The organism is Burkholderia cepacia complex sp. TUM26381, from assembly GCF_057439935.1.
This window is the reverse complement of record NZ_CM172007.1, coordinates 675,846-697,595: the sequence shown is the minus strand read 5'-3', so window position 1 is coordinate 697,595 and position 21,750 is coordinate 675,846. Positions and strand designations below refer to the sequence as shown.

The window sequence follows — 21,750 nt, the reverse complement described above, 5'->3', positions numbered from 1 at the left end:
CGTCTAGTCCTCGAATCGCATCCCGTGCCGCGCCTTCACCGCGGCGATCGATTTCAGCACCTCGGTGATGCACTCGTCGCGATAGCGTTCGAGCTCCTTGATGCTGCGCGTGCCCTGCTGTTCGGTCGTCCCTTCGACGACGCTGTCGATCAGCGCGTCGGTCAACGTCGGCGCGACCAGCTTCGTCCACGGCAGTTCGAGCGCCGGGCCGAACTGCTGCATGAAGTGTCGCATGCCCGCGTCGCCGCCGGCCAGCGTGTAGGTCAGGAACGTGCCCATGAACGACCAGCGGATACCCGCGCCGAAGCGGATCGCATCGTCAATCTCGCCGGTCGTCGCGACGCCTTCGTTGACCAGGTGCAACGCTTCGCGCCACAACGCTTCGAGCAGGCGATCGGCGATGAAGCCCGGCACCTCCTTGCGCACGTGCAGCGGCCGCATGCCGAGCTTGCGATAGATCTCCATCGCGCCTTCGACTGCTTCCGGCGACGTCCGCGCGCCGCCGAGCACTTCGACGAGCGGCAGCAGGTAGACGGGGTTGAACGGATGGCCGACCACGCAGCGCTCCGGATGCGTCGCCCGCGCGTAGAAATCGGTCGGCAGCAGCCCCGACGTCGACGACGCAATGATCGCGTCGGGTTGCGCCGCGCGGCTGATCTGCTCGTGCAGTTCGAGCTTCAGCGCCTCGCGCTCGGGCGCGCTTTCCTGGATGAAATCGGCATCGGCGACGCACGCCTCGATCGTCGAGACGAAGCGCAGCCGCGCGGGATCGGCGCCCGGCGCGAGGCCGACGCGTTCGAGCGCGGGCCACGCGTTCGCGACGTTCGCGCGCAACCGCTCTTCCGCGCCCGGCGCCGGGTCCCACACGACCACGTCGAGTCCGTGCGCGAGCGCGCGGGAAATCCACCCGCTGCCGATCACGCCGGTGCCGATGGCGGCAAACGTCTTGATGTCGGTCTTCACAGCCATATCAACGCATCCTTCGAATCAGGGGAAATCGGTGGGCGGCGATGCCGGTGCGCATGCCGCCGTGTCAGGTCAGTCGGCGAAAAAACTCACGCGAATTCGGCGATCGCACGCCGTTCGAGCGGACGCTCGCCGCGCGCCGGCAGACCGAGCTTGCGGCGGCCTTCGGCCGGCGTCAGCACGCGGCCGCCGAGCCGTTCGACGATCTCGCGGGCGCGCTCGACGAGCGTGCCGTTGGTCGCATGCACGCCGCGGTCGAGCCAGATGTTGTCTTCGAGACCGACCCGCACGTGGCCGCCGAGCAGCATTGCCTGCGCGACCATCGGCATCTGCATGCGGCCGATCCCGAAGCCGGCCCAGTGCGCGCCCGGCGGCAGGTTGTCGACCATCGCCTTCATCGTGCCCGTATCGGCCGGCGCGCCCCACGGAATGCCGAGGCACAGCTGGAACAGCGGCGGATCGTCGAGCAGCCCTTCCTTCAGCAACTGCTTCGCGAACCACAGATGGCCCGTGTCGAAGATCTCCAGTTCCGGCTTCACGCCGAGCTCCTGGATGCGCTTCGCGCCGGCGCGCAACTGCGCGGGCGTCGACACGTAGATGTAGTCGCCGTCGCCGAAATTCAGCGTGCCGCAGTCGAGCGTGCAGATCTCGGGCAGCAGGTCCTCGACGTGCGCAAGGCGCGTCAGGCCGCCGACCAGGTCGGTGCCCTTGCCGAAGCGCATCGGGTCTTCGCCGGGGCCGATCTCGAGATCGCCGCCCATGCCGGCCGTCAGGTTGATGATCACGTCGACGTCGGCCGAGCGGATGCGGTCGACCACTTCGCGGTACAGGTTCGGGTCGCGGCTGCCGCGGCCGGTCTGCGGATCGCGCACATGACAGTGCGCGACGGTCGCGCCAGCCTTCGCGGCCTCGATCGCGGCGGCCGCGATCTCCTTCGGCGTGACCGGAATCGCCGGATGCTTGCCGACCGTGTCGCCCGCGCCGGTGACGGCGCAGGTGATGATGACGTCATGGTTCATGCTGGGTGCCTCGCTTGAATCGGGTTGTGTCGCATTGCTGGGGTGGCGCGGGCCGTCACAGGCCGAGATACGCCTTCACGGCAGGCAGGCCGTCCTTGCCGTCGAACGTCTTGACGCCCGCAAGCCACGGATCGAGTACCTGCGGGTTCTTCTTCAGGTAGGCCTTCGCGGCGTCGGCCGGCTTCGTCTTGTTCATCACCGACTGCATCAGCTGGTTCTCCAGCTGCGTCGAGAAGCGCAGGTTCGTGACGAGCTTGCCCGCATTCGGGCAACGCGAAATGAAATCGGGCGCGGTGAGCGTGTACACGCGTGCTTCGCCGTAGTTCGGCCCGAACGACGCGTCGCCGCCGGACAGGTAGTTCATGCTGAGCTGGATGTTCATCGGGTGCGGCTCCCAGCCGAGGAAGACCACCCACTTCTTCTCGCGGATCGCGCGCTCGACCGTCACCAGCATCCCGGCCTCGCTCGACTCGACGAGCTTGAAGCCGCCGAGCCCGTACTGGTTCGTGTCGATCATCTTCTGGATCGTCGCGTTCGCGCTGCTGCCCGGCTCGATCCCGTAGATCTTGCCGTCGAGTTCCGCACGGTGTTTCGCGATGTCCTCGAAGGTCTTCAGGCCGGCCTGGTATTCGTAGCTCGGCACCGCGAGCGTCGCTTTCGCACCGGACAGGTTCGGCGGTTCGACGACGTTGATCGACTTGCTGTCGAGGAACGGCTGGAGCTGCTTCTGCTGCACCGGCCACCAGTAACCGAGCGACACGTCGAGCTGCTTGCTCTTCAGGCCGGCGAACGAGATCGGCACCGACGCGATCGTCGTGGTCGGCTTGTAACCGAGTGCCTCGAACACGGTCGACGCGAGCGCGGTGGTCGACGTGATGTCGGTCCAGCCGATATCCGCGAAACGCACGGCGCGGCAGGTCGCGGCATCGGTCTCGGCCAGCGCCGCGTTCGTGAACGCGCTTGTCGCCAGCACGGCCGCGACAAGCGCGGCGATCTTCGTCGACTTCATGGTTCGGTTCCTCCCGGTTGGTCTCGCAGCAGCCGGTGCGCGGAGTGTGCGCCGGCCTGCATCGTGGGAGTAAAAGTAACGAGCCATATTCGCCGCGAGAAGACCGCCGGCGACCTGTTCTTGACTATTTGCGACTATGAGTGGAAACCACTAGGTTTTGCCAGTGTCTTGATGGGTGGGGGTTTGGAGGTTTTCCGAGGAGCGTCGGGATTGCCCGGGTGCGGCGCGAGTCTTTCGATTCTGCCGCGCCGATGCTGACAGATTTCCGACAGGTCTCCGCTGCGGCGGGCAGGCCCTATGCTCGATGGGTCAGCGCGCATCACGCGCGGGCGCGGGCCGCCGCCCCGGGGCGTGGACATTGCGCGTCATCGGAATCGATGCAGACGGACATGACCGGCCGTCACGACGTACCCATCCGGTCCGATTGGTCAGGAGCAACATGACCCTTGCCACTTTCTTCGTCGTCGCCCTTGTCACGATCATTGTGGCCATGCATCGCGGCGTCACCCGCACCGCAGATGCAAAACTTCGCGCGCTGTTCGACGCGGACGGCCAGCGCGGCGAGGTATCGCGCCGGTTGATGCGCGACGCGGGGTACAACGTCTGAGTATCGACGTCGGTCCGGACGCCGGCGGTCGATCGGCTATCCGAGGAGTCTCGCCGTCGTCCGGACAATTTCGTCGACGAACGCCTTGACTGTCGGGTGGCTGCGCTCGCCGCGGCGATAGGCGACGTAGATCTTGCGACGAATCTCCGGCTTCAGCTTGATCCATGCAACGCCCGCCGGCGCGCGCAACACCCTGAGCCCCGGGGCGACCGACACCGAACAGCCGGACGCCACCATCGACTCGACCATTTCGGACCCGCGACACCGGGCGTTGATCCGGGGCTCAAACCCGGCGCGGCGGCATAACTCCGTGACGAAGCTGCCGAACGTACTCCACGTCGATTCGATCGCCCAGGTTTCGTCCCTGAGATCGCCAATGGCCAGCGACGACTTCCTGCTCAACGGGTGATCCGTGGCAACTGCCACGTACAGCACATCCTCTGCCAGCGGCACGATCTCGACACTCTCCCGGTGATTGCCGGTCGCGATCGAAAGATCATCGATCATCGCGATGTCCGCCCGCCAGGATCGCAATGCCGCGACCGCGTCGATCGGCTCCAGCTCCGCTATTTCGATCGAGAGACGCGGATACGCGCGGTGCAATGCCTTGACCGTATCGGGGAGCACCGCCGATGCGATCGACGGAAACGCGGCGACGCGCAGCGCTCCCGCAATCTCGCTTCGCAGTTCCGCCAGTTCCGAGCGCGCCTCGTCCAGTACGACCATGACGCGTTCGGCATACCCCGCCAATGCGTGCCCGGCGGGCGTCAACCTGACCCCGCGACCAACGCGCTCGGTCAGCTCGACGCCCGCCTCGTCTTCCAGTTGTGCAATCTGCTGCGACACCGCCGACGGCGTCAGGAACAGCGCGTCGGCAGCAGCGGCCATCGTGCCGCACCTCGCCAGCTCCAGCAGCGCCCTCAATCGTCCGACTTCCAACGTGACTCTCCTCGGCATTCAATTGAACAGAAACGCTAATGCATTACCCAAGAATCGATCAATATACATCACGCTATTTGCTGCCTACAGTCCACCTGGCGACGGGTTGGTCGGCCAGTCCGTTGCTCACTCAGACCGATGCGCTCGCCGCGCACTATCACCGGAGGACACATGCCGCGACCGATTTCCGCACACATTCATCTCGATGCCATCCGGCACAACCTGCAGCTAGCCAGGCGCCTGGCGGCATCGTCGCGCATCTGGGCCGTGATCAAGGCCAACGCCTACGGTCATGGCGTCGAACGCGTCCTTCCTGCGCTCTCGGACGCCGACGGCATCGCGCTGCTGGATCTCGACGAGGCCGTGCGGGTACGCGAACGGGGCTGGGCCAAGCCGATCCTGCTGCTCGAAGGCATTTTCGAACCCGGTGATATCGAGATCGCGGACCGCCATCGGCTGACCGTGACGGTTCACTGCGACGAACAACTCGCGCTGCTGAACGCGGCGAGGCCACGCGAGCGCATCGACATCCAGCTGAAAATGAACTCGGGCATGAACCGGCTCGGCTTCCGGCCCGGCGAATACCGGCGTGCATGGCAGCGCGCGTCGGACATCCACGCGACCGGCTCGATCGGCCTCATGAGCCACTTCGCGAATGCAGACGACGGAAGCGTCGACCGGCAGATCGACACCTTCGACGATGCCACGCGCGATCTGCCAGGCACGCGGTCGCTGTCGAATTCCGCCGCCGTGTTGTGGCATCCGCGCGCGCACCGTGACTGGGTGCGGCCCGGCACGATTCTCTATGGCGCTTCGCCGACGGGCCGCGCTCGCGATACCGAAGGTTTCCCGCTGCGCGCCGCGATGACACTGGCGAGCCGCATCATTGGCGTACAAGCACTCGAAGCCGGCGAGTCGACCGGCTATGGCAGCATCTTCACCGCACCGCGTGCGATGAGGATCGGCGTCGTCGCATGCGGCTACGCCGATGGCTATCCGCGTCATGCGCCGGAAGGAACGCCGGTGCTGGTCGATGGCGTGCGCACACGCATCGTCGGACGTGTGTCGATGGACATGCTCACCGTCGATCTCACGCCCTGCCCGACGGCGGGCGTCGGCTCGCCCGTGGAGCTATGGGGAACGCAGCTCGGCGTGGACGCCGTCGCCGAGCCATCGAAAACGATCGGCTATGAACTGATGTGCGCGCTCGCGCCGCGCGTGCCGGTCAGCATCGACGCGCTTGCATCGAGCGATACCGGGCTTCATTGCGTCTGACCGTTGTCGACCTCGGTAACGCGCGCGGCCGGCATATCCTCGCGGCTGGCCCGTCGTACCCGATCGACGATCCAGCGCAGGCGGGCCCGATGAAGGTGTATCGGAAGGAGCCCGCCAGCGCGGTCGATGCTGTCGCATCTGGCGTCAATTGAACAGGCACCTGCCCCCGATCCTCGAAATCACGCGCGCCTCGCGGGTCGTGCGCCTGTTCCGGCATCATGCAGTCCGCGCGCTCAACGTCAGCGATCCGGCGCCACGATGCGCGCAAACGCCTCCGCCAGCACCGTCGGCTCCGCCGGCAGCACCAGCGCGCACACCGACTGCGCGTCTTCATCCGACATCGGCACGAACACGACGCCGTCGATCCCGAGACTCGCCATCCGCTCCGGCACGATCGCCACGCCGCGCCCGGCCGCGACGAGATTCAGCATCGACGTCTTCGGCGACACGATCCGCGCGGCCGCCGGTACGAACCCGCGCTTCAGGCACAGATCGGTCACGACGCGCGCCAGCCCGCCGCGCTCCCGATACACGGCCGACACGAACGGTTCCCGCCGCAACGTCGATACCGCGACGCGCTTGCGGCCCGCGAGCGGATGATCGACAGGCACCGCCACGCACAGGCGCTCGGCGGCCAGTTCGACGAAACGGACACGCGCATCGCGCCGCAGCACCGGCAAGCGGACGATCCCGATATCGGCACGGCCGTTCGCGATTTCCGTCACCTGATCCTCGGACGACGCACGGTCGAGATCGACCCGGGCGCCCGGGCAGTCGCTCATGAAACGGTCGAGATCCGGCATCAGGCTGCTGACCGGAATGGTGCTGGAATGCAGCAGCCGCAGCACGCCGGCTTCCCCGCGCGACAACTGCGAGCCCTCTTCGGCCGCAGCCGTCAGCGTCGCCGGGATCGATGCCACGCGTTCACGATAGATCGCGCCGGCCGGCGTGAGCCGGACGCCTCGCGGCTCCCGGTCGAACAGCACGAAACCCAGTTCGTCCTCGAGCTGGCCGATCTGCCGGCTGAGCGCCGACTGCGCGACATGGAGCGCGCCCGCGGCCGGCGTGAAGCCGCCGAGATCCGCCACGGTCAGGAAATACTGGATTTGCCGGAGTGATGGCATGCCGAAACGAGATGGATGAGCGCCAGATTCGATATTTGCGTTATACCGGTGCGCTCCGCAGAATGAAAGCCTGCCGTGCCGGAATCACCGTTCCGGCCATCCTTTCGGAGCGCTCATCGACGTGACTACCCTCCTGTCCTATCTGCTGGTCGTGGCGGCCGGCATCAGCGTCGCCTTGCAGCAGGTGCTCAACGCAAACCTCCGCGCGCAGATCGGCTCGCCGTGGTGGGCCGGGTCGGTCAGCTACCTCGTCGGCCTGGCCGCGATGCTGGCCGTCGCGCTGCTGTCGCCGCATCCGCGCTTGAGCGGCACCGTTTCCGGCGCAGGATCGTGGTTCAGCTGGACGGGCGGATTCTTCGGTGCGGTGTTCGTCGGCGTCGCGATCTTGATGGTGCCGCGACTGGGCGCGGCCACGACGCTCGCGCTGATCGTCGTCGGGCAGATGACCGGCGCACTCGCGTTCGACCACTTCGGTGTGCTCGGCATCGAGCAGCATTCGGCCAGCCCGGTCCGCATTGCCGGCGCGGCGTGCCTGATCCTCGGGGTCGTGCTGATCCGCGCTTGAAGCGCGTTGCTGTCGGCTCGCGTGCGCGGCCGATAACCGGCCACGCACGCGCTCGCCGCTACGCTTACGCGTAGTTCATCATCACCGACTTGCTTTCCGTGTACTGGTCGATCACCGCGCGGCCGAGTTCGCGGCCGAAGCCCGACTGCTTCATCCCGCCGAACGGCAGTGCGTTGTCGAGCAGCGAATGGCAGTTGACCCAGACGGTGCCGGCCGCGATACGCGGAATCAGCTTGTGGATCGCCGACAGGTCGTTCGACCAGATGCTCGCGCCGAGGCCATACGGCGTGTCGTTCGCGAGCTGCACGGCCGTGTCGAGATCGTCGAACGGCATCGCGACGAGCACCGGCCCGAAGATCTCCTCGCGCACGACGCGCATCGCCTGCGTCGTATCGACCAGCACGGTCGGTTCGACGAAGAAGCCGGGGCCGTCGATCGCACGGCCGCCCGCCGCCGCGCGCGCCCCTTCGCCGAACCCCGAGTCGATATAGCTGCACACGCGCTCGCGCTGCTTCGCCGAGACGAGCGGGCCGATCTGCGTCGACGGGTCCATCCCCGGGCCGATCTTCAGGCTCGCGGCGATCTTCGCGACGCGCTCGATCACGCCGTCGAACACCTTCGAATGAATATACGCACGCGAACCGGCCGTACACACCTGCCCCTGGTTGAAGAAGATCGCATTCGCGACGCCCAGCGCGGCCTTGTCGGGATCGACGTCGGGCAGCACGATCACCGGCGACTTGCCGCCGAGTTCGAGCGACATCCGCGTCATGTTGTCGAGCGCCGCGTGGCCGATCGTCTTGCCCGTCTGCGTCGAACCCGTGAATGCGATCTTGTCGATGCGAGGATCGCGCGACAATGCCGCGCCGGCCGTGTGGCCGTAACCGGTGACAATATTGACGACGCCGTCCGGGAACCCGGCTGCCTGGATCAGTTCGCACAGTCGCAGTGCGCTCAGCGGCGTATCTTCGGCAGGCTTCAGCACGACGGTGCAACCGGTTGCGAGCGCCGGCGCAATCTTCCACGCCGCCATCAGCAGCGGGAAATTCCACGGGATGATCGCGCCGACCACGCCGACGGGTTCCTTGCGCGTATAGGTGAAGATCTCGCTGTCCGGGATGTACGGCATGCCGGCGTCGATCACGCTGCCTTCGATCTTCGTCGCCCAGCCGGCCATGTAGCGAAAGCATTGCGCGGCCATCGCGACGTCGAGCCCCTGCGCGACAATGACCGGTTTGCCGTTGTCGAGCGATTCGATTTCGGCGAGCTCGCGCGCGTTCGCTTCGATCAAGTCGGCGAGCACGAGCAGCAGGCGCTCGCGATCGGTGGTCTTCGCGGTACGCCACGGGCCTGAATCGAATGCACGCCGCGCCGCGGCGACCGCCTGCTGCACGTCGCGTTCGTCCGCTTCGGGCACGCGCGCGATCACGGCGCCGTCGGCCGGGTTCACGACGTCGAGCTGGCGGCCCGACACGGCATCGCTCCACTCGGCACCGATCAGCATCTTCTTCGGCTTCGCGAGGAACGCGCGCGTCGCGTCGAGCAACGCAAAGGTTTCGTTCGTCTCCATGTCCACGTCTCCTTGATTGTTTGAATGAGTCGGTCAGTAGCGATCCGTGACGCCGTCGATCCCGCGTGCCTGCAACGCGCGGACCAGGCCCGCGCGCACGGTCGCGACGTCGGCAAAAGCGGGACGGCGATGCGCGGCGACTTCGGCGGCCGTGTAGGGCTTGAAGCCGCGCGGCAGCGCATCGCGGTTCATCGTCGTGAGCACCCAGTTGAGCACGTCGGCCAGATCCTGGTCGGACAGCGCCGAGTTCGATGCGCCGGGCACGCGCATCACATACTCGCGCCCGGCCGGCAGGTGCGTGAAATAGCCGAGCGAATTCGCGAGCGGCGGCACCTTGCCGGGGATGCCGCCGCCCGTCGCCGTATGGCAGCCCATGCAGTTGAGCACCCAGTGCTGACGCGCGAGCGTCGCATCGGCCGCACCGTCGGCATGCGCGGGCGGTGCGACCGCGCATGCGGCAGAGCCCGCCAGCAGCAGCCACGCCGACACGCGGCGCGACACGCCGACGAGCCACGACGACGCGCCCCGCGTACCCTGCGCGGAGGCGTCCGCACGGGACGCGCAGGCGCCGTTCACAGCCCGAGCCCCTTGATCACCACCGCGCGTTGCGCATGCACGGCCGTGCCGTCCATCTGCTTCGCACGCGCCGCGCGGATATCGGCCGCCGTGAACGGCTTCGCGTCACCGTGCTGCGCGTTGAGGTCGAACACGACGTAGTTGAGCACGTGCGCGATGTCGTCGTCGGTCGCGCTCGCGAACGACGGCATCTTGAAGTTGTAGCGCTTGTCGTGCACCTCGATCTCGCCGAACATCCCGTGCAGCAGCGTCGCGACCAGTTGCGCGCGCCCCGGCTCGGCCGCCGCATACTTGCCCGGATACTCGGTCAGCGGCGGCGCAAGGCCGTCCTGCCCTTTCCCGCCCGCCTGGTGGCACACCGCGCACTGCGCGTCGAACAGGCTTTTCCCGGCCGGGTAATGCACGGTTTCCTGCGCGCCGGCCGTGCCCGGCAACGCGAAGGCTGCCGCGGCCGCCATGCATGCAAAGACCCGCTTTCCTGCTTGCTTCACTTTCATTGCTTCGCCGCTCCCAGCAGAACCGAAACCGAACAGTGGTAATTCGAATTACCGTTCGCCATGCACCAGTTGATGTCGTTGTTCAGCGACAGCTTGTACAGCGGCTTCTCGCGCTCGTTGCGGTTGCAGAAGCACTTCCCGCAGGACGTCTTGCCGCAGCAGTCGTTGTACGACACGATGTAGTCCGAACCGTCGTGCGGGTTGCGGCAGGTGCCGATCCACGTGATCGGCGAAGGCGTCGTGCCCGGCGGGCAGCTGCTCGACGTGCCGCCGCAGCAACTGCAAAGCCAGCCGTCGATCGCGCAATACTTCCAGTAGTCGCAGCTCATCGGGTCGTCGCTCGCGCCCGATGCAGCACCGGACGCACCGGCTCCGGCATCGGCCGCATACGCGGTGCGATCGACCGGCAGCAGCGGCAGCAGCGCCGATCCCACCAGCACCTTGCCGAGCTTTGCCATCGCGCTGCGCCGCGAACTGTGCTGCGCGACGCCGCGCGCCGACCGCTCGAACCATGAATCAAACAGGCCCATGTCGTTGTTCTCCCATGACGTTGTAAATGGGTCGGCCGGTCATGCGTGCTGCGCGTGCGCGTCGTGGCTGTGATCGCCATGCACGAACTGCTGCAACGATGCGACGCCGCGCTCCTTCGCCTCGAACAGGCTCTCGAGATGCTCGCGCGTATTGACGAGCCCCTTCGCACGCACCGTGCCGGTTTCGTCGAGCAGCACCGCATACGGCAGCTTGCCGATCTGGTACGCGAGGCCGAGCTCCTGCGACAGCACGTACGGGAAGCGCCCGAGGTCGTGCTTCTGCGCGAAGCGCGCGTGTTCGTCGAAATCGCCGTCGCTTGCGAGCACGATGTTCACCGGCGTCGATTCGCTTGCCTGCAGCGACGGCAGCAGCGGCAGCAGCTTCTTGCAGACCGGGCAGGTCGGCGACAGGAAGAACAGCAGCGTCGCCTTGCCCGATGCGTCGATGCCGCCGACCTTCACCTGCGAGCCGCGGATGTCGGTCAGTTCGAACGTCGGCGCGATCGCGCCGACCGCCGGCCCCTTGTCGATCATCAGCGCGCCGGCCGGCATGATGCGTTCGTACAGGATGCCGATCTGGCGCACCAGCGCGAGGCAGATCGCGCCGAGCGCGAGGACGGCGACCCACAGCAGGGCGGTGGAAACGGTGAGAGCGGTTTGCATCATGAATTCCTCAGGTGGGAAAGGCGCGGTACGTTGGCGAGCAGCACGTCGACGGTGAGCAGCGCGCAGACGATCAGCAGCACGGAGAAGAACAATGTCAGGTAGTCGAACCACACGACGGCGCGCGTGCCCGGTTCGACGAACGCGGTGGCGGCCAGCACGACGAGCAGCAGCACGCGGCCGACATGCAGCCAGCCGATGCCGCGCGGCGCGTCCGTGCGCGCGGCGGTGAAGCCGGAACAGCCGCAATCGATGTCGGTATGGCCGCGCAGCAGGTTGATCGCGAGCCCGGCCGCGAAGGTCAACAGCAGCGCGATCAGGCCGGCCGCACCGGCCATGCGCGTATCGGGAAACAGCAGCGCGGCGGCGCCGAGCGCTTCCGCGAGCGGAATCGCGAACGCGACGGGCGCGGTCAGCGCATCGGGCAGCAGCCGGTAGCCGGCGAGCGCCTGCCGGAAGGCAGCGGGACGGCGCATTTTCGCGAAGGCGCCGAGCAGCACGACGGCGGCCGCGCCGGCCTGCGCACTGGTGGCGAGAACGGGATCGAGGGTCATCGCGGCCTCACGGGTTGACGAGCAGCGACGACGTATTGCCGATCTGCTTCTCGACGTTCTGCAGCTTGCCGGTGCGCGCATCCATCACGACGAGGTCGGATGTCGCCGTCAGCCCGTAGAACAGCGGCTTGTCGTCCTCGCTGACCTGGATCGACACGAGCGGATCGACCTTCTGCTGCGCGAGATCCCAGCGCGCGACGCGCTGCTTCGACTTCAGGTCGTACACCCACACCTGCGTGCCGGGGTCTTTGTGCGAACCGTCGGTGCCCTTGTGCATCAGCACGTAGTAGCGGTTCTGCTTCGCCTGCACGGCCGTCTGCTGCATGCCGCCGGGGCGCCAGCCTTCGGCGCGTTCGGCATCCGTCAGCAGCGACCACGGCTTGCCGAACGCCGGCTTGTCGCCGCTGAAATCGGCGCTGCGCACGTTGCCGCCGTAGGTCGTGAACAGATAGTCGCCCTTGTACCGCGATGCGTTCACGAAAGCCGGATCCTTGTCGACGTCGATGAACGCGTCCGACATCGTGCGTTTCGTTTCCTTGCCGTTCGCGTCGAGCGTGACGGTCAGCGCCTTGCCGCTTTCGCACAGCGCGGTGACGCGATCGTTGCCCGACGGATACGCGAGCACGCAGGCGGCCGTGTCGATCTCCGACAGCACCTTCTTCGATACCGCGTCGATCACCGTCATCGACGCGGCCGGCGTGATGTTCGCAACGTACAGCCGCTTGCCGTCGGCGCTGAACGCGGTGTTGTACGGCGACGGCACATGCTGCGCGTGCTTCGCCGGAATCACGATCTCACCCGTGTGATCGAGCGTCGTGTTGTCGGTCATCTCGACGACGTCGGTACGCGTGCCGTGCGAGCCGCGCGAGAAGTAGGTCGTCGCGACGAAGCTTGTTTTGTGGTCGGGCGAGATCGCAAGACCGGGGCCGAAGCCGCCGTCGATCTGGCCGAGCAGCTTCTTCGCGTCGGCGTCGTACACATAGATGCGCCCGTCGGTCATCGACGGCATCGAGATGTCGACGATATAGACCTCGTGCGGATGCCACGGCGGCATCTTCTGCACGACCAGTTCCTCGGGCTTTTCCGTCGCATTCGCGCTGCCGGCCCACGCCGCCGCGAACGCCAGCGTCGCCGCGAGCGCCGCGGTTCGTCGCCTTGTCCTCATGTCGCCTCCAGTTGGGGATTCACGTTATGTGGGGCGACTGTAGTTCGACAATAAATGCGGTCAGCACCAGGACCGGCAACGCGAACGTGCCGATTCGGGATATTGGAAATGCGCGTGAAAGCCTCGTGGCCACGCGCCTTCCGACCCTCTGAAGAATGCGCGCGGAATAGCGCTCCCCCTTATTGCGTCGACCGCTTGGTCGGTTTAATCTTTCGCGGTCCTGCTCGACACCCCCGGAGGCGCTGTGTTCGTGTTTCACGAGATGTTCGACGACGCGGACCGGCATGCCGAGGCGCTGCGCGGCTGGAATCAGCGCTACGACCAGATCGGTCCGGGTTCGTACCGCAGCGCGGTCAAGCACGCGGTGCTCGACGGCCTGCAGCTGTTCCAGGAAGCCGCGAACGTGCGCATCATCCAGCGCGGCCGGCTGCCGCCCGGCCATACGGTGTTCGGCATGCCGCTCACCGGCTCGGGCGCGTTCGCGTTCGGCGGCGCGCGTATCGAGCGCGGCACGATGGTGATGGCGCGCGGCGGCGCACCGTTCGAACTGCATTCGCCCGACGACATGTCGCTGATCGGCGTCGTCGTCGATGCCGACCTGCTGCAGCAGGTCGAGGATGCGGCCGATGTGCGGCTCGACGAAACGACGCTGCGGCGCGGCGTCGTCGACATGCCGACGGCCGTGCTGATGCGCGCGAGCGTGCAGATCGCGACGCAGCTCGAACGCGTGCTGTCGTCGCCCGATACCTACAGCGATGCACGCGTGCAGCGCGAACTGCGCGGCGAAGTCGGCAACGTGCTCGTCGATCTCCTCACGTACCGGATACCCGAGGCGTCGAACCGGCTCACGCACGCGTGCCGTGCCGATATCGTGCGCCGAGTGCACGACTACGTGATCGAGCATCCGGAAGCGCCGGTCGACGTGCTGAGCCTGTGCGCGCAGTTGCGCGTGAGCCGGCGCACGATGCAGAACAGCTTCCAGTCGGTCGTGCAGACAAGCCCGCTGCACTACGTGCGCTCGCTGCGCCTGTCGCAGGTGCGGCGGATGCTGCTCGACACGCGGCAGGCCGATCTGCCGATCAGCGATGCAGCCGCACGCTGGGGCTTCATCCACCTCGGCCATTTCGCGAACGCATACAAGGCGCAATTCGGCGAACTGCCGTCGACCACCGCGCGCCGTTCCGTGCGCAGCGCAAAAACGCGCTGACGCGCGCAAAACCCGCGATAATCTCCCGCTGACCGTTCGGCGCGTGCGAACCGGCGCGGCGCCAGCCCGCCCGAGCGTAGCCCCGTGCGATGCGTGACGACCACCGGATTCGATCCCCTGCCCCGATGCCCGAGGATTTCCACTTCCTGTTGCTGCCCGGTTTCTCCGCGCTCGGCTTCATGTCGGCGGTCGAACCGCTGCGCGTCGCGAACCGCTTCCGCACCGAGCTGTATCGCTGGCACGTGATCAGCGCCGACGGCGCGCCCGTCGCCGCGAGCAACGGCATTCCGGTGGCTGCCGAAGCCGCGTGCGCGGACGTCGAGCAGGTCGACACGGTGTTCGTCGTCGCGGGCTTCGATCCGCTCGTGTGCTACACGCGCCCGCTCGCCGACTGGCTGCGCCGCCAGCACCGGCATGGTGCAACGCTCGGCGGCATCGATACGGGCAGCTTCGTGCTCGCGGAAGCCGGGCTGTTCGACGCGTCGCAACCGCTCACGCTGCACTGGGAAGCGCTGGCCGCGTTCCGCGAGCGCTATCCGGGCCTCAACGCGACGCAGGAGCTGTTCGAGATCGACGACCGGCGCATCACGTGCGCGGGCGGCACTGCGTCGATCGACATGATGCTCGACCTGATCGGCCGACGGCACGGCGCCGATCTCGCGGCGGCCATCTCCGAGCAGTTCGTCGTCAGCCGCATCCGGCAGCGTTCGGACAGCCAGCGGCTCGAGATCGCCGCGCGCTACGGCGTGCACAACCGCAAGCTGATCCAGGTGATCGGCACGATGCAGCAGCACATGGAGAACCCGCTCGGCTCCGACGCGCTCGCGCAGGATGTGTCGATCACGCGGCGTCAGCTCGAACGGCTGTTCAGCGCGACGCTGAACGACACGCCGACGCACTTCTACCTGAACCTGCGCCTCGATCGCGCACGCGAGCTGCTGCAGCAGACCGACATGAGCATCACGTCGGTGTGCGTCGCGTGCGGATTCGAATCGCCGTCGCATTTCTCGCGCACCTATCGCGCACGCTTCGGCGTCAGCCCGCGCAGCGACCGGCGTGCGACGCGCTGATCGTCGCGCGTTTTAATCACAATCCTGCGCGGTATTACGCGTTCCGGCAGCGTTTCCCGCCGTTCGCTGAACAATGCCGGCGATTGATCGGCCGACCGAAGCGATCATCGAAAATAATTTGGAATGTCGCTGAAAATATTCTGTAACATAAGTTGAAATTAGATAGGCTGCCTAACGAGACGATCCGCAGGCTCGACGCACGTCGCGCCACGCAGGCTGCCACCGATATCAATATCGATCCGAGGGGTATGACATGACGATGCTCGATTCGCCGTCGCCGCACCTGCCTGCCGTTCGCTTCTCATTCGCCTCTTCCGCCCGTTTCTTTTCGACCTGACATTTAGGGTTCCTTAGTCAGTCGACACTCCCAACACCGCTTCGCCGCACCGGTTCCATCGAACCGGCGCGCGGGCCGTGTCGTGCCTGCCCGCCACAAGCGCGCGGGCGTGTCCAACCGTTGAGATGAGGATCACGTATGCAGACATCACGCAAAGCACTGCCGCTCGCCCTGGGTCTCGCGCTCGGTTTCGGCATCGTCGGCGGCACCCTGGCCGATACGAAAGTCTCGAATCCGCAGGCAGTGAGCCTGCGCGAAAGCCTGACGCGCGGCGTCGCGCCGCCGGCCGCGAAATCCGATACGGCCGGCGGGCAGTTCCGCGCGGACGGCGTCGCCGTCACGCTGTACAACCCGGCCTATCGCGTCAAGAAAGCAGCCACGACGCCCGCCGCCACTGCACGCGACTTCGTCGCATCGCAGGCGACACAGCTCGGGCTCGACCCGGCCGCACTCGCGAGTCTCGTCGTCACGTCGGAGCGCAACGACGCGGACTTCACCGTCGTGCGCCTGCAGCAGCAGGCCGCCGGACTGCCCGTGTACGGCAGCGAGATCGCGGTGACGGTCGCGAAGGACGGCCGCATCCTGTACGTCGCGAGCAACACGGTCAACGGCGTGGTCGCGACAACGCGCAAGTCGCAGGCCGTCGACCAGCAGCAGGCGCTCGACCGCGCCCGCGCGTATCTCGGCGTCAGCGGTTTCACGAATCTCGACGCGCAGCTCGTCGCGTTCGTCGACAAGACCGGCACGCACACCGCGTGGAAGGTGCGCGGCCGCCCGCAGGACGGCCCGAAGGGCGACTGGGAATTGCTGATCGACTCGGGCAGCGGCGAAGTGCTGCGCGCCGAGGACAAGGCGTTCTATGCGACCGACGGTACCGGCTTCGTGTTCCGGCCCGATCCGCTTTCGCCGACGAAGAGCAGCTACGGCAGCACGGGCTACAAGGACAACAACGACGCCGATTCGACGCAGCTCACGGCCGCGCGTGTGCGCGTCACGCTCAAGGATCTCGCGCAGTCGGGCTCGCGCTACACGCTGACCGGCCCGTACGCGGCGTGCGTCGATTTCGATGCACCGCTCGACAAGGCCTGTCCCACGCAGTCGACGCCTGCGTTCGAGTTCACGCGCGGCAACCTGTATTTCGAGGCCGTGAACGCGTACTACCACATCGACACGTTCCTGCGTTACGTGAACCAGACGCTCGGCATCAAGGCGCTGCCTTATCAGTACACGGGCGGCGTGCAGTACGACCCGCACGGGGAATCGGGCGACGACAACTCGTCGTACTCGTCGAGCAGCGGCCGGCTGACCTTCGGCCAGGGCGGCGTCGACGACGCGGAAGATGCGGACGTCGTGATCCACGAGCTTGGCCACGGCATCCACGACTGGGTGACGAACGGCGGCCTGTCGCAGCAGGAAGGGCTGTCCGAAGGCACCGGCGACTATCTCGCCGCCGCTTACAGCCGCGACTTCAACCAGTGGAGCCCGTCGGACGCGCAGTACCACTGGGTCTACAACTGGGACGGCCACAACGAGTTCTGGGGCGGCCGCGTGACCAACTGGAACGTCGGGCGTACCTATGCGCAGGCACGCGGGGCGGAAATCCACACGGCCGGCCAGTACTGGGCGTCGTGCAACCTCGTCGCGCGCGACGCGATCGGCGCGCAGGCGATGGACAAGGCGTTCCTGAAGGGGCTGTCGATGACCAACAGCTCGACCAACCAGAAGGCCGCCGCGCAGGCCGTCCTGACGGCCGCATCCGCGCTCGGCTACAGCAGCGCGCAACTCACCGCGATCGGCAACGCGTACAACAAGAGCTGCACGTACGGCGTGACCGTCCCGCAGAAGTCGTAGTTCCCCGCAGCAGGCGGGAGCGCGTCGCACGACCTGCGGCGCGCTCCCTTCATCGACATCGCCATCCTCACGAGATCGAACATGCCTACTCTGACACTGACCCGCCTGAGCGCCGCGCTGGGCGGCATGCTGCTGACTGCCGCCGTGCACGCGACACCTGTCTGGATCACGCTCGGCGACACCGCGTTCCGCCAGCTTCAACGCATCGACGCAAGCGCCACCGCGCAGTACAGCACGACCGTCGACGCCGGCAAGACGGCCGACGGCGCCGCGCGCCGCGAAACCGTTCACGTCGTCGAGATCGACGATTCACGGCTGGGCGAGCTGGCACACGCCGTCCACCATACGCGCGGCCACGGGCCCGGCTACGTCGTGCACGACTCGTTCGACGAAGCGCGGCAGGCGCTGCAGCCCTTGCCGGCCACGCTGGCCAAGCAGGCCGCAGCCCCCGCGTACAAGATATCGAACGCGCCGCAGATCGGCACCTGGATCCAGCAGCTGCAGGCCAGCAACATCGTCGGCACGATCACGTCGCTGTCCGGCTTCACGAACCGGTACTACACGACGTCACACGGCGTCGCCGCGTCGGACTGGCTCGCGCTCCAGTGGAAACAGCTGGCCGGCTCGCGTGCCGACATCACCGTCGAACAGTTCACGCATACCGGTTTTCCGCAGAAATCCGTGATCCTGACGATCCGCGGCAGCGATCCGGCGGCGGGTACCGTCGTGCTCGGCGGCCATCTCGATTCGACCGTCGGCCGCACGACGGAGAACACGCGCTCGCCCGGTGCGGACGACGATGCGTCGGGCATCGCCAGCCTCACCGAAGCGCTGCGCGTGCTGCTCGCGAACAACTACCGGCCGAAGCGGACGATCAAGTTCGTCGGGTATGCGGCCGAGGAAGCCGGCCTGCTCGGCTCGAAGGCGATCGCGAAGCAGTTCCGCATGCAGAATGCGAACGTGGTCGGCGTGCTGCAGCTCGACATGACGAACTACAAGGGCGATCCGAAGGATATCTACCTGATCACCGACTACACGAACGCGGCGCAGAACACCTACGTGACGAACCTGGCGAAGACCTACCTGCCGGAGCTCGCGATCGGCACGTCGCAGTGCGGGTATGCGTGCTCGGATCACGCGTCGTGGAATGCGCAGGGGTATCCGGCGTCGTTCCCGTTCGAGGCCGACCAGAACGACAGCCCGTACATCCATACGGTGAACGACACGCTGGAGAATTCGGACCGGCAGGCGAACCACGCGCTGAAATTCGGCAAGCTGGCGCTGGCCTATGCGGTTGATCTCGGCGGCAATGGCGGGACAGCTGCGAAGCCCTGACGCCCGAGAATGAAGGAAGCGTGTACGCGAGGCCCGCGCACGCTTCCTTCCCGACGCCTTCCTGCGCTCAGACGATCTCGTCCAGCGTCCCGTACAGACACATGCCCAATGCGAGCGCGACCGCTGCGGAAGCCGGATTGTCCAGCTGGCACCGGTACTGCGGTTCGAGCCTGTCACCCAGGGCTGCCATGCTCATTGCGTGAACGACCCCGCGCGCGTGGCCGCGTCCCCGGAATTCGGGTAGCGTCAGTACGCCCATGTCGGCCAGACAGGATTCCCACCACGCGTACACGCTGCCCGCGCAGACCAGCCGATCCTGCTCGAACGCGCCGAAGACGCGCCAATGGCCGAGTTCGACGCTCGCCGTATCGAAATCGTCCTCCGGCATCGCGGCGCGGAATGCCTCGAACGCCGCGCGATCCGTTGCCGTCAGCAACCGGACCCGCTCGGGCAACGCGTGCGCCGACAGGTCGGCCAACACCGACGCCGGATAGTAGAAGAGATGGTCCGCACCGCACAGTTCGCCGCCGGATGCCGACAGCCGGTCGAGGAACGCGGTCATCGACCATGCGTTCGTTTCGTTCAGGCGCAGCCTCCGCGCAACCTCGTCCTGCACGACGATCCGGCTTCTCCCGTCGGTCGGTACGAGAATCATGCCCTGCTCGTCGTCCAGTTCGGCGCTGACGGCAATCTGCAGATCGTCACCCTCGTAAATGCGCCGGTTTCCTGAAAATTTCTGCTGCCAGAACGCATCGATACATTCGTTAAACACTGTCCACCTCCCGTTCGGGTTGCCGTTCATGCCCGCGCGTGCGGCTAGAATCGTCATTCGTCCACTCCGCGACACACTTCCGCCATGACCGAATCCACCCGCTCCTACGACGACCTGCCGCCCGCCCGCGTCACGACTGCATTCGACCTGCCCGGCCATACGACGGTTCGCTCGCTCGGTGTCGCACAAGGCATCATCGTGCGCTCGCGCTCGATCGTCGGCTCGTTCGGCGCATCGCTGCAAACGATCTTCGGCGGCAACATCACGCTTTATACGTCGCTGTGCGAGAAGGCGCGCCAGCAGGCCTTCGACAAGATGCTCGCCGATGCGCGCAAGCTCGGCGCGAATGCGATCGTCGCAATGCGCTACGACTCGACCGAAATCGGTTCGGGCGTGACCGAAGTGATCTGCTACGGCACGGCCGTCATTGTCGCACCGGCTTGATGCCCGAAGCCGGCCCGGGCGGTGGAAACCGCGCGAAACGCGTGCGAAGTTTTCGATTGACGCGCCGCGCGGTTCCCTCTTACCATCGCACTCGTTTCAATTCATGGAGGCGTCTGTGCCTACCGATGCGAGTTGTAGTTGGTCCTGTACCAACCTGACTGCCGCCTGAGGAAGCTTCGCAGAGCCTTGTCTTCTGCCGCATCCCGGGATAGCAGGATGCGGTGTCTTTCAGGATCGGCGTACCGTCGATCCGAAAATCCCGTACTCGACAATTCAGTTGCCGCTCGACGCTCGAGCGGCGTCCGTGCGTGACCCGCGTCGCGCGCGTGTGTCCGGCCGCATGCTCGTGCATGCGCGGCCGGTGCACGCGTGCGTCGCCTCGATAGACAGGAGTTCGAAATGGACGACGACAGTAGCCGATTAAGCAGCGCCGGCGCGCGTTCGCACGCCATGCCGGCACGCACCCGACTCCCAGCCCTTCATCAGCCGATCGCGCCCGACGCGGCGCGGCGGGAAGCGTTCGTCCGTCGCTGACGTCATGACGCTCCCGCCGTGTGCAGTCCGGCGCCAGGAGCACGCATGACACGACTCGCCTTTCTCGCCCATCCGGCCGCGCAACCGCGGCCCGTTCACCACAACCGGTACGACGCCTTCCCGCGTCGCGGCCCTCCCTGGCCTCTGCGGCAATCCGCCTCGCTGCCGTCACGCACTTCGCGATGACACGGTCCGGCTCGCCCGCGCCGCGCGTCATCTCCATGTTCCGGCAAGGCCGCGAAGCCCGTCTTTCGCAATCGCCGCCGGCCGGACCCGCACGACTCACTCCATGTCCGATGTACCGGGAGAACACCATGCAACCCACGATGAAACTCCATGCCAGCCGCTTGATCCGTGACAGCTACGTCTACTTCAGGATGCCGTACGCGCTGCATCTGCATTCCGACCGGATCGCGGCCGCCTACGACCAACTGGATCGGCGGCAAAAACATGCATTCTCGTTTCCTGAACATACCGACGGATTCCTGCCGTTCGGCCTCGAATACTCGCGTACGCCCGAGCGGCCCGATCTGTGCGACCGGTTCTGCTACTGGGTTGCGCGCCGCGATGCGCATCACGGCTATGCGCTGACCAAGTCCGCGTTCTATCGCGAGCTGGCCGCATACGAAGCCTGCATCAACGCGATCGCGCAGGACCTGCTCGATGCGGTATGCGAAAACCTCGGCGGCACCGCGCAGCCGCCGGTCCGGCACAGCTCCTACCTGCAGTTCTGCGCATACGAGCCACACCATTGCAGCCAGGACCGTGCGTACCTGCAGGATCCGCACGAGGACGGCCACTTGCTGTCGTTCATCCGGCCGGCCGCCCCCGGCCTGGTGCTGCTGCCCGATTCATCGCCGGTTTCCGCGCTGCCGCGGCCGGACGAAATGATCGTGCTGGCCGGCTCGCTCCTCGAGGCGCTGACCGACGGCGAAGTGCCGGCAATGCAGCACGCCGTCGAGCGGCCGCGCGCGCGCGTGCGGCGCACGTCGCTGATGTATTTCGTCAATCCCGACCTGTCGGCGGGATACGCCAGCACGATCGTCCACCGGCGGCCGCTGGACCTGCGGGCCCTTGCCGAGCAAAGACACGTCGCGTTCGGCAACAGCACGCTGGGCCGCCCTTGCGCGGCCTGACCCGA

General features: G+C 66.6%; 22 protein-coding genes. 9 read left to right on the top strand and 13 right to left on the bottom strand.

What is annotated here, in order from left to right; translation table 11 throughout:
- Positions 1-3: 3 nt before the first annotated feature.
- From ACWMMN_RS19910 to ACWMMN_RS19900, 3 genes are all read right to left on the bottom strand, one after another.
- Positions 4-969: an L-carnitine dehydrogenase gene (locus ACWMMN_RS19910; protein ID WP_174992507.1), complete on the bottom strand. Its 966-nt coding sequence runs from the start codon at positions 967-969 to the stop codon at positions 4-6.
- Positions 970-1,055: 86 nt separating this feature from the next.
- A complete protein-coding gene (gene cdhC, locus ACWMMN_RS19905; RefSeq protein ID WP_174992508.1) occupies positions 1,056-1,985 on the bottom strand; it encodes a 3-dehydrocarnitine:acetyl-CoA trimethylamine transferase CdhC in 930 nt (309 codons plus the stop codon).
- 55 nt (positions 1,986-2,040) lie between these two features.
- Positions 2,041-2,994: a choline ABC transporter substrate-binding protein gene (locus tag ACWMMN_RS19900; protein WP_059239300.1), complete on the bottom strand. Its 954-nt coding sequence runs from the start codon at positions 2,992-2,994 to the stop codon at positions 2,041-2,043.
- Between the two features lie 439 nt (positions 2,995-3,433).
- Here ACWMMN_RS19900 and ACWMMN_RS19895 point away from each other — a divergent pair, with 439 nt between their 5' ends.
- Positions 3,434-3,601, top strand: a complete 168-nt coding sequence (locus ACWMMN_RS19895) for a hypothetical protein (RefSeq protein WP_256087229.1) — start codon at positions 3,434-3,436, stop codon at positions 3,599-3,601.
- Positions 3,602-3,637: 36 nt separating this feature from the next.
- On the opposite strand, the gene ACWMMN_RS19890 is transcribed toward ACWMMN_RS19895, so the two are convergent.
- Entirely contained in the window at positions 3,638-4,540 is a 903-nt protein-coding gene (locus ACWMMN_RS19890) for a LysR family transcriptional regulator (protein WP_486423833.1), read from the bottom strand.
- 171 nt (positions 4,541-4,711) lie between these two features.
- On the opposite strand from ACWMMN_RS19890, the gene alr reads away from it, so the two are divergent.
- Positions 4,712-5,815, top strand: coding sequence for an alanine racemase (gene alr / locus ACWMMN_RS19885; RefSeq protein WP_486423832.1), 1,104 nt, complete (start codon positions 4,712-4,714; stop codon positions 5,813-5,815).
- Between the two features lie 239 nt (positions 5,816-6,054).
- Here the strand turns inward: alr and ACWMMN_RS19880 are convergent, their stop codons facing one another.
- The gene (locus ACWMMN_RS19880) at positions 6,055-6,939 is read right to left on the bottom strand and encodes a LysR family transcriptional regulator (RefSeq protein WP_486423831.1); all 885 of its coding nucleotides are present in this window, start codon (positions 6,937-6,939) and stop codon (positions 6,055-6,057) included.
- A 121-nt stretch (positions 6,940-7,060) separates the two neighbouring features.
- Between ACWMMN_RS19880 and ACWMMN_RS19875 the strand changes: the two genes are divergently transcribed.
- On the top strand, positions 7,061-7,504 hold the full coding sequence (locus ACWMMN_RS19875) for a DMT family transporter (protein WP_059239294.1): 444 nt from the start codon (positions 7,061-7,063) through the stop codon (positions 7,502-7,504).
- 64 nt (positions 7,505-7,568) lie between these two features.
- Here ACWMMN_RS19875 and ACWMMN_RS19870 read toward each other — a convergent pair whose 3' ends face one another.
- The 7 genes from ACWMMN_RS19870 to ACWMMN_RS19840 are packed head-to-tail and all read right to left on the bottom strand — an operon-like array spanning position 7,569 to position 13,059.
- Positions 7,569-9,074: an aldehyde dehydrogenase family protein gene (locus tag ACWMMN_RS19870; protein WP_486423830.1), complete on the bottom strand. Its 1,506-nt coding sequence runs from the start codon at positions 9,072-9,074 to the stop codon at positions 7,569-7,571.
- Positions 9,075-9,107: 33 nt separating this feature from the next.
- The gene (locus ACWMMN_RS19865; protein ID WP_486423829.1) at positions 9,108-9,650 is read right to left on the bottom strand and encodes a c-type cytochrome; all 543 of its coding nucleotides are present in this window, start codon (positions 9,648-9,650) and stop codon (positions 9,108-9,110) included.
- Positions 9,647-10,147, bottom strand: a complete 501-nt coding sequence (locus ACWMMN_RS19860; RefSeq protein WP_059239288.1) for a c-type cytochrome — start codon at positions 10,145-10,147, stop codon at positions 9,647-9,649. Before ACWMMN_RS19860 ends, ACWMMN_RS19865 begins: the two co-directional genes overlap by 4 nt.
- A complete protein-coding gene (locus tag ACWMMN_RS19855; protein ID WP_256087224.1) occupies positions 10,144-10,677 on the bottom strand; it encodes a methylamine dehydrogenase light chain in 534 nt (177 codons plus the stop codon). Before ACWMMN_RS19855 ends, ACWMMN_RS19860 begins: the two co-directional genes overlap by 4 nt.
- A 39-nt stretch (positions 10,678-10,716) precedes the next feature.
- A complete protein-coding gene (gene mauD / locus ACWMMN_RS19850) occupies positions 10,717-11,343 on the bottom strand; it encodes a methylamine dehydrogenase accessory protein MauD (RefSeq protein ID WP_059239284.1) in 627 nt (208 codons plus the stop codon).
- Positions 11,340-11,894: a MauE/DoxX family redox-associated membrane protein gene (locus ACWMMN_RS19845; RefSeq protein ID WP_256087222.1), complete on the bottom strand. Its 555-nt coding sequence runs from the start codon at positions 11,892-11,894 to the stop codon at positions 11,340-11,342. The genes mauD and ACWMMN_RS19845 overlap by 4 nt, the downstream gene beginning before the upstream one ends.
- Positions 11,895-11,901: 7 nt before the next feature.
- On the bottom strand, positions 11,902-13,059 hold the full coding sequence (locus ACWMMN_RS19840; protein WP_340624642.1) for an amine dehydrogenase large subunit: 1,158 nt from the start codon (positions 13,057-13,059) through the stop codon (positions 11,902-11,904).
- Between the two features lie 262 nt (positions 13,060-13,321).
- On the opposite strand from ACWMMN_RS19840, the gene ACWMMN_RS19835 reads away from it, so the two are divergent.
- From ACWMMN_RS19835 to ACWMMN_RS19820, 4 genes are all read left to right on the top strand, one after another.
- The gene (locus ACWMMN_RS19835) at positions 13,322-14,266 is read left to right on the top strand and encodes a helix-turn-helix domain-containing protein (protein ID WP_264168280.1); all 945 of its coding nucleotides are present in this window, start codon (positions 13,322-13,324) and stop codon (positions 14,264-14,266) included.
- Between the two features lie 125 nt (positions 14,267-14,391).
- Entirely contained in the window at positions 14,392-15,336 is a 945-nt protein-coding gene (locus tag ACWMMN_RS19830) for a GlxA family transcriptional regulator (RefSeq protein ID WP_174992541.1), read from the top strand.
- Positions 15,337-15,811: 475 nt separating this feature from the next.
- Complete coding sequence (locus ACWMMN_RS19825) at positions 15,812-17,524, top strand: M36 family metallopeptidase (RefSeq protein ID WP_226196218.1); 1,713 nt, start codon at positions 15,812-15,814, stop codon at positions 17,522-17,524.
- An 81-nt stretch (positions 17,525-17,605) separates the two neighbouring features.
- Positions 17,606-18,859 (top strand): M20/M25/M40 family metallo-hydrolase, encoded by a 1,254-nt coding sequence (locus ACWMMN_RS19820; protein WP_059239272.1) that lies wholly within the window; start codon positions 17,606-17,608, stop codon positions 18,857-18,859.
- Between the two features lie 67 nt (positions 18,860-18,926).
- Here ACWMMN_RS19820 and ACWMMN_RS19815 read toward each other — a convergent pair whose 3' ends face one another.
- A complete protein-coding gene (locus ACWMMN_RS19815) occupies positions 18,927-19,688 on the bottom strand; it encodes a GNAT family N-acetyltransferase (RefSeq protein ID WP_486423828.1) in 762 nt (253 codons plus the stop codon).
- 27 nt (positions 19,689-19,715) lie between these two features.
- Between ACWMMN_RS19815 and ACWMMN_RS19810 the strand changes: the two genes are divergently transcribed.
- Positions 19,716-20,075 carry a YbjQ family protein gene (locus tag ACWMMN_RS19810; protein ID WP_059239270.1) on the top strand — a complete coding sequence of 120 codons (360 nt, stop codon included), beginning with the start codon at positions 19,716-19,718 and terminating at the stop codon, positions 20,073-20,075.
- An 848-nt stretch (positions 20,076-20,923) separates the two neighbouring features.
- Positions 20,924-21,745, top strand: coding sequence for a 2OG-Fe(II) oxygenase family protein (locus tag ACWMMN_RS19805; protein WP_174992516.1), 822 nt, complete (start codon positions 20,924-20,926; stop codon positions 21,743-21,745).
- Positions 21,746-21,750 lie beyond the last annotated feature (5 nt).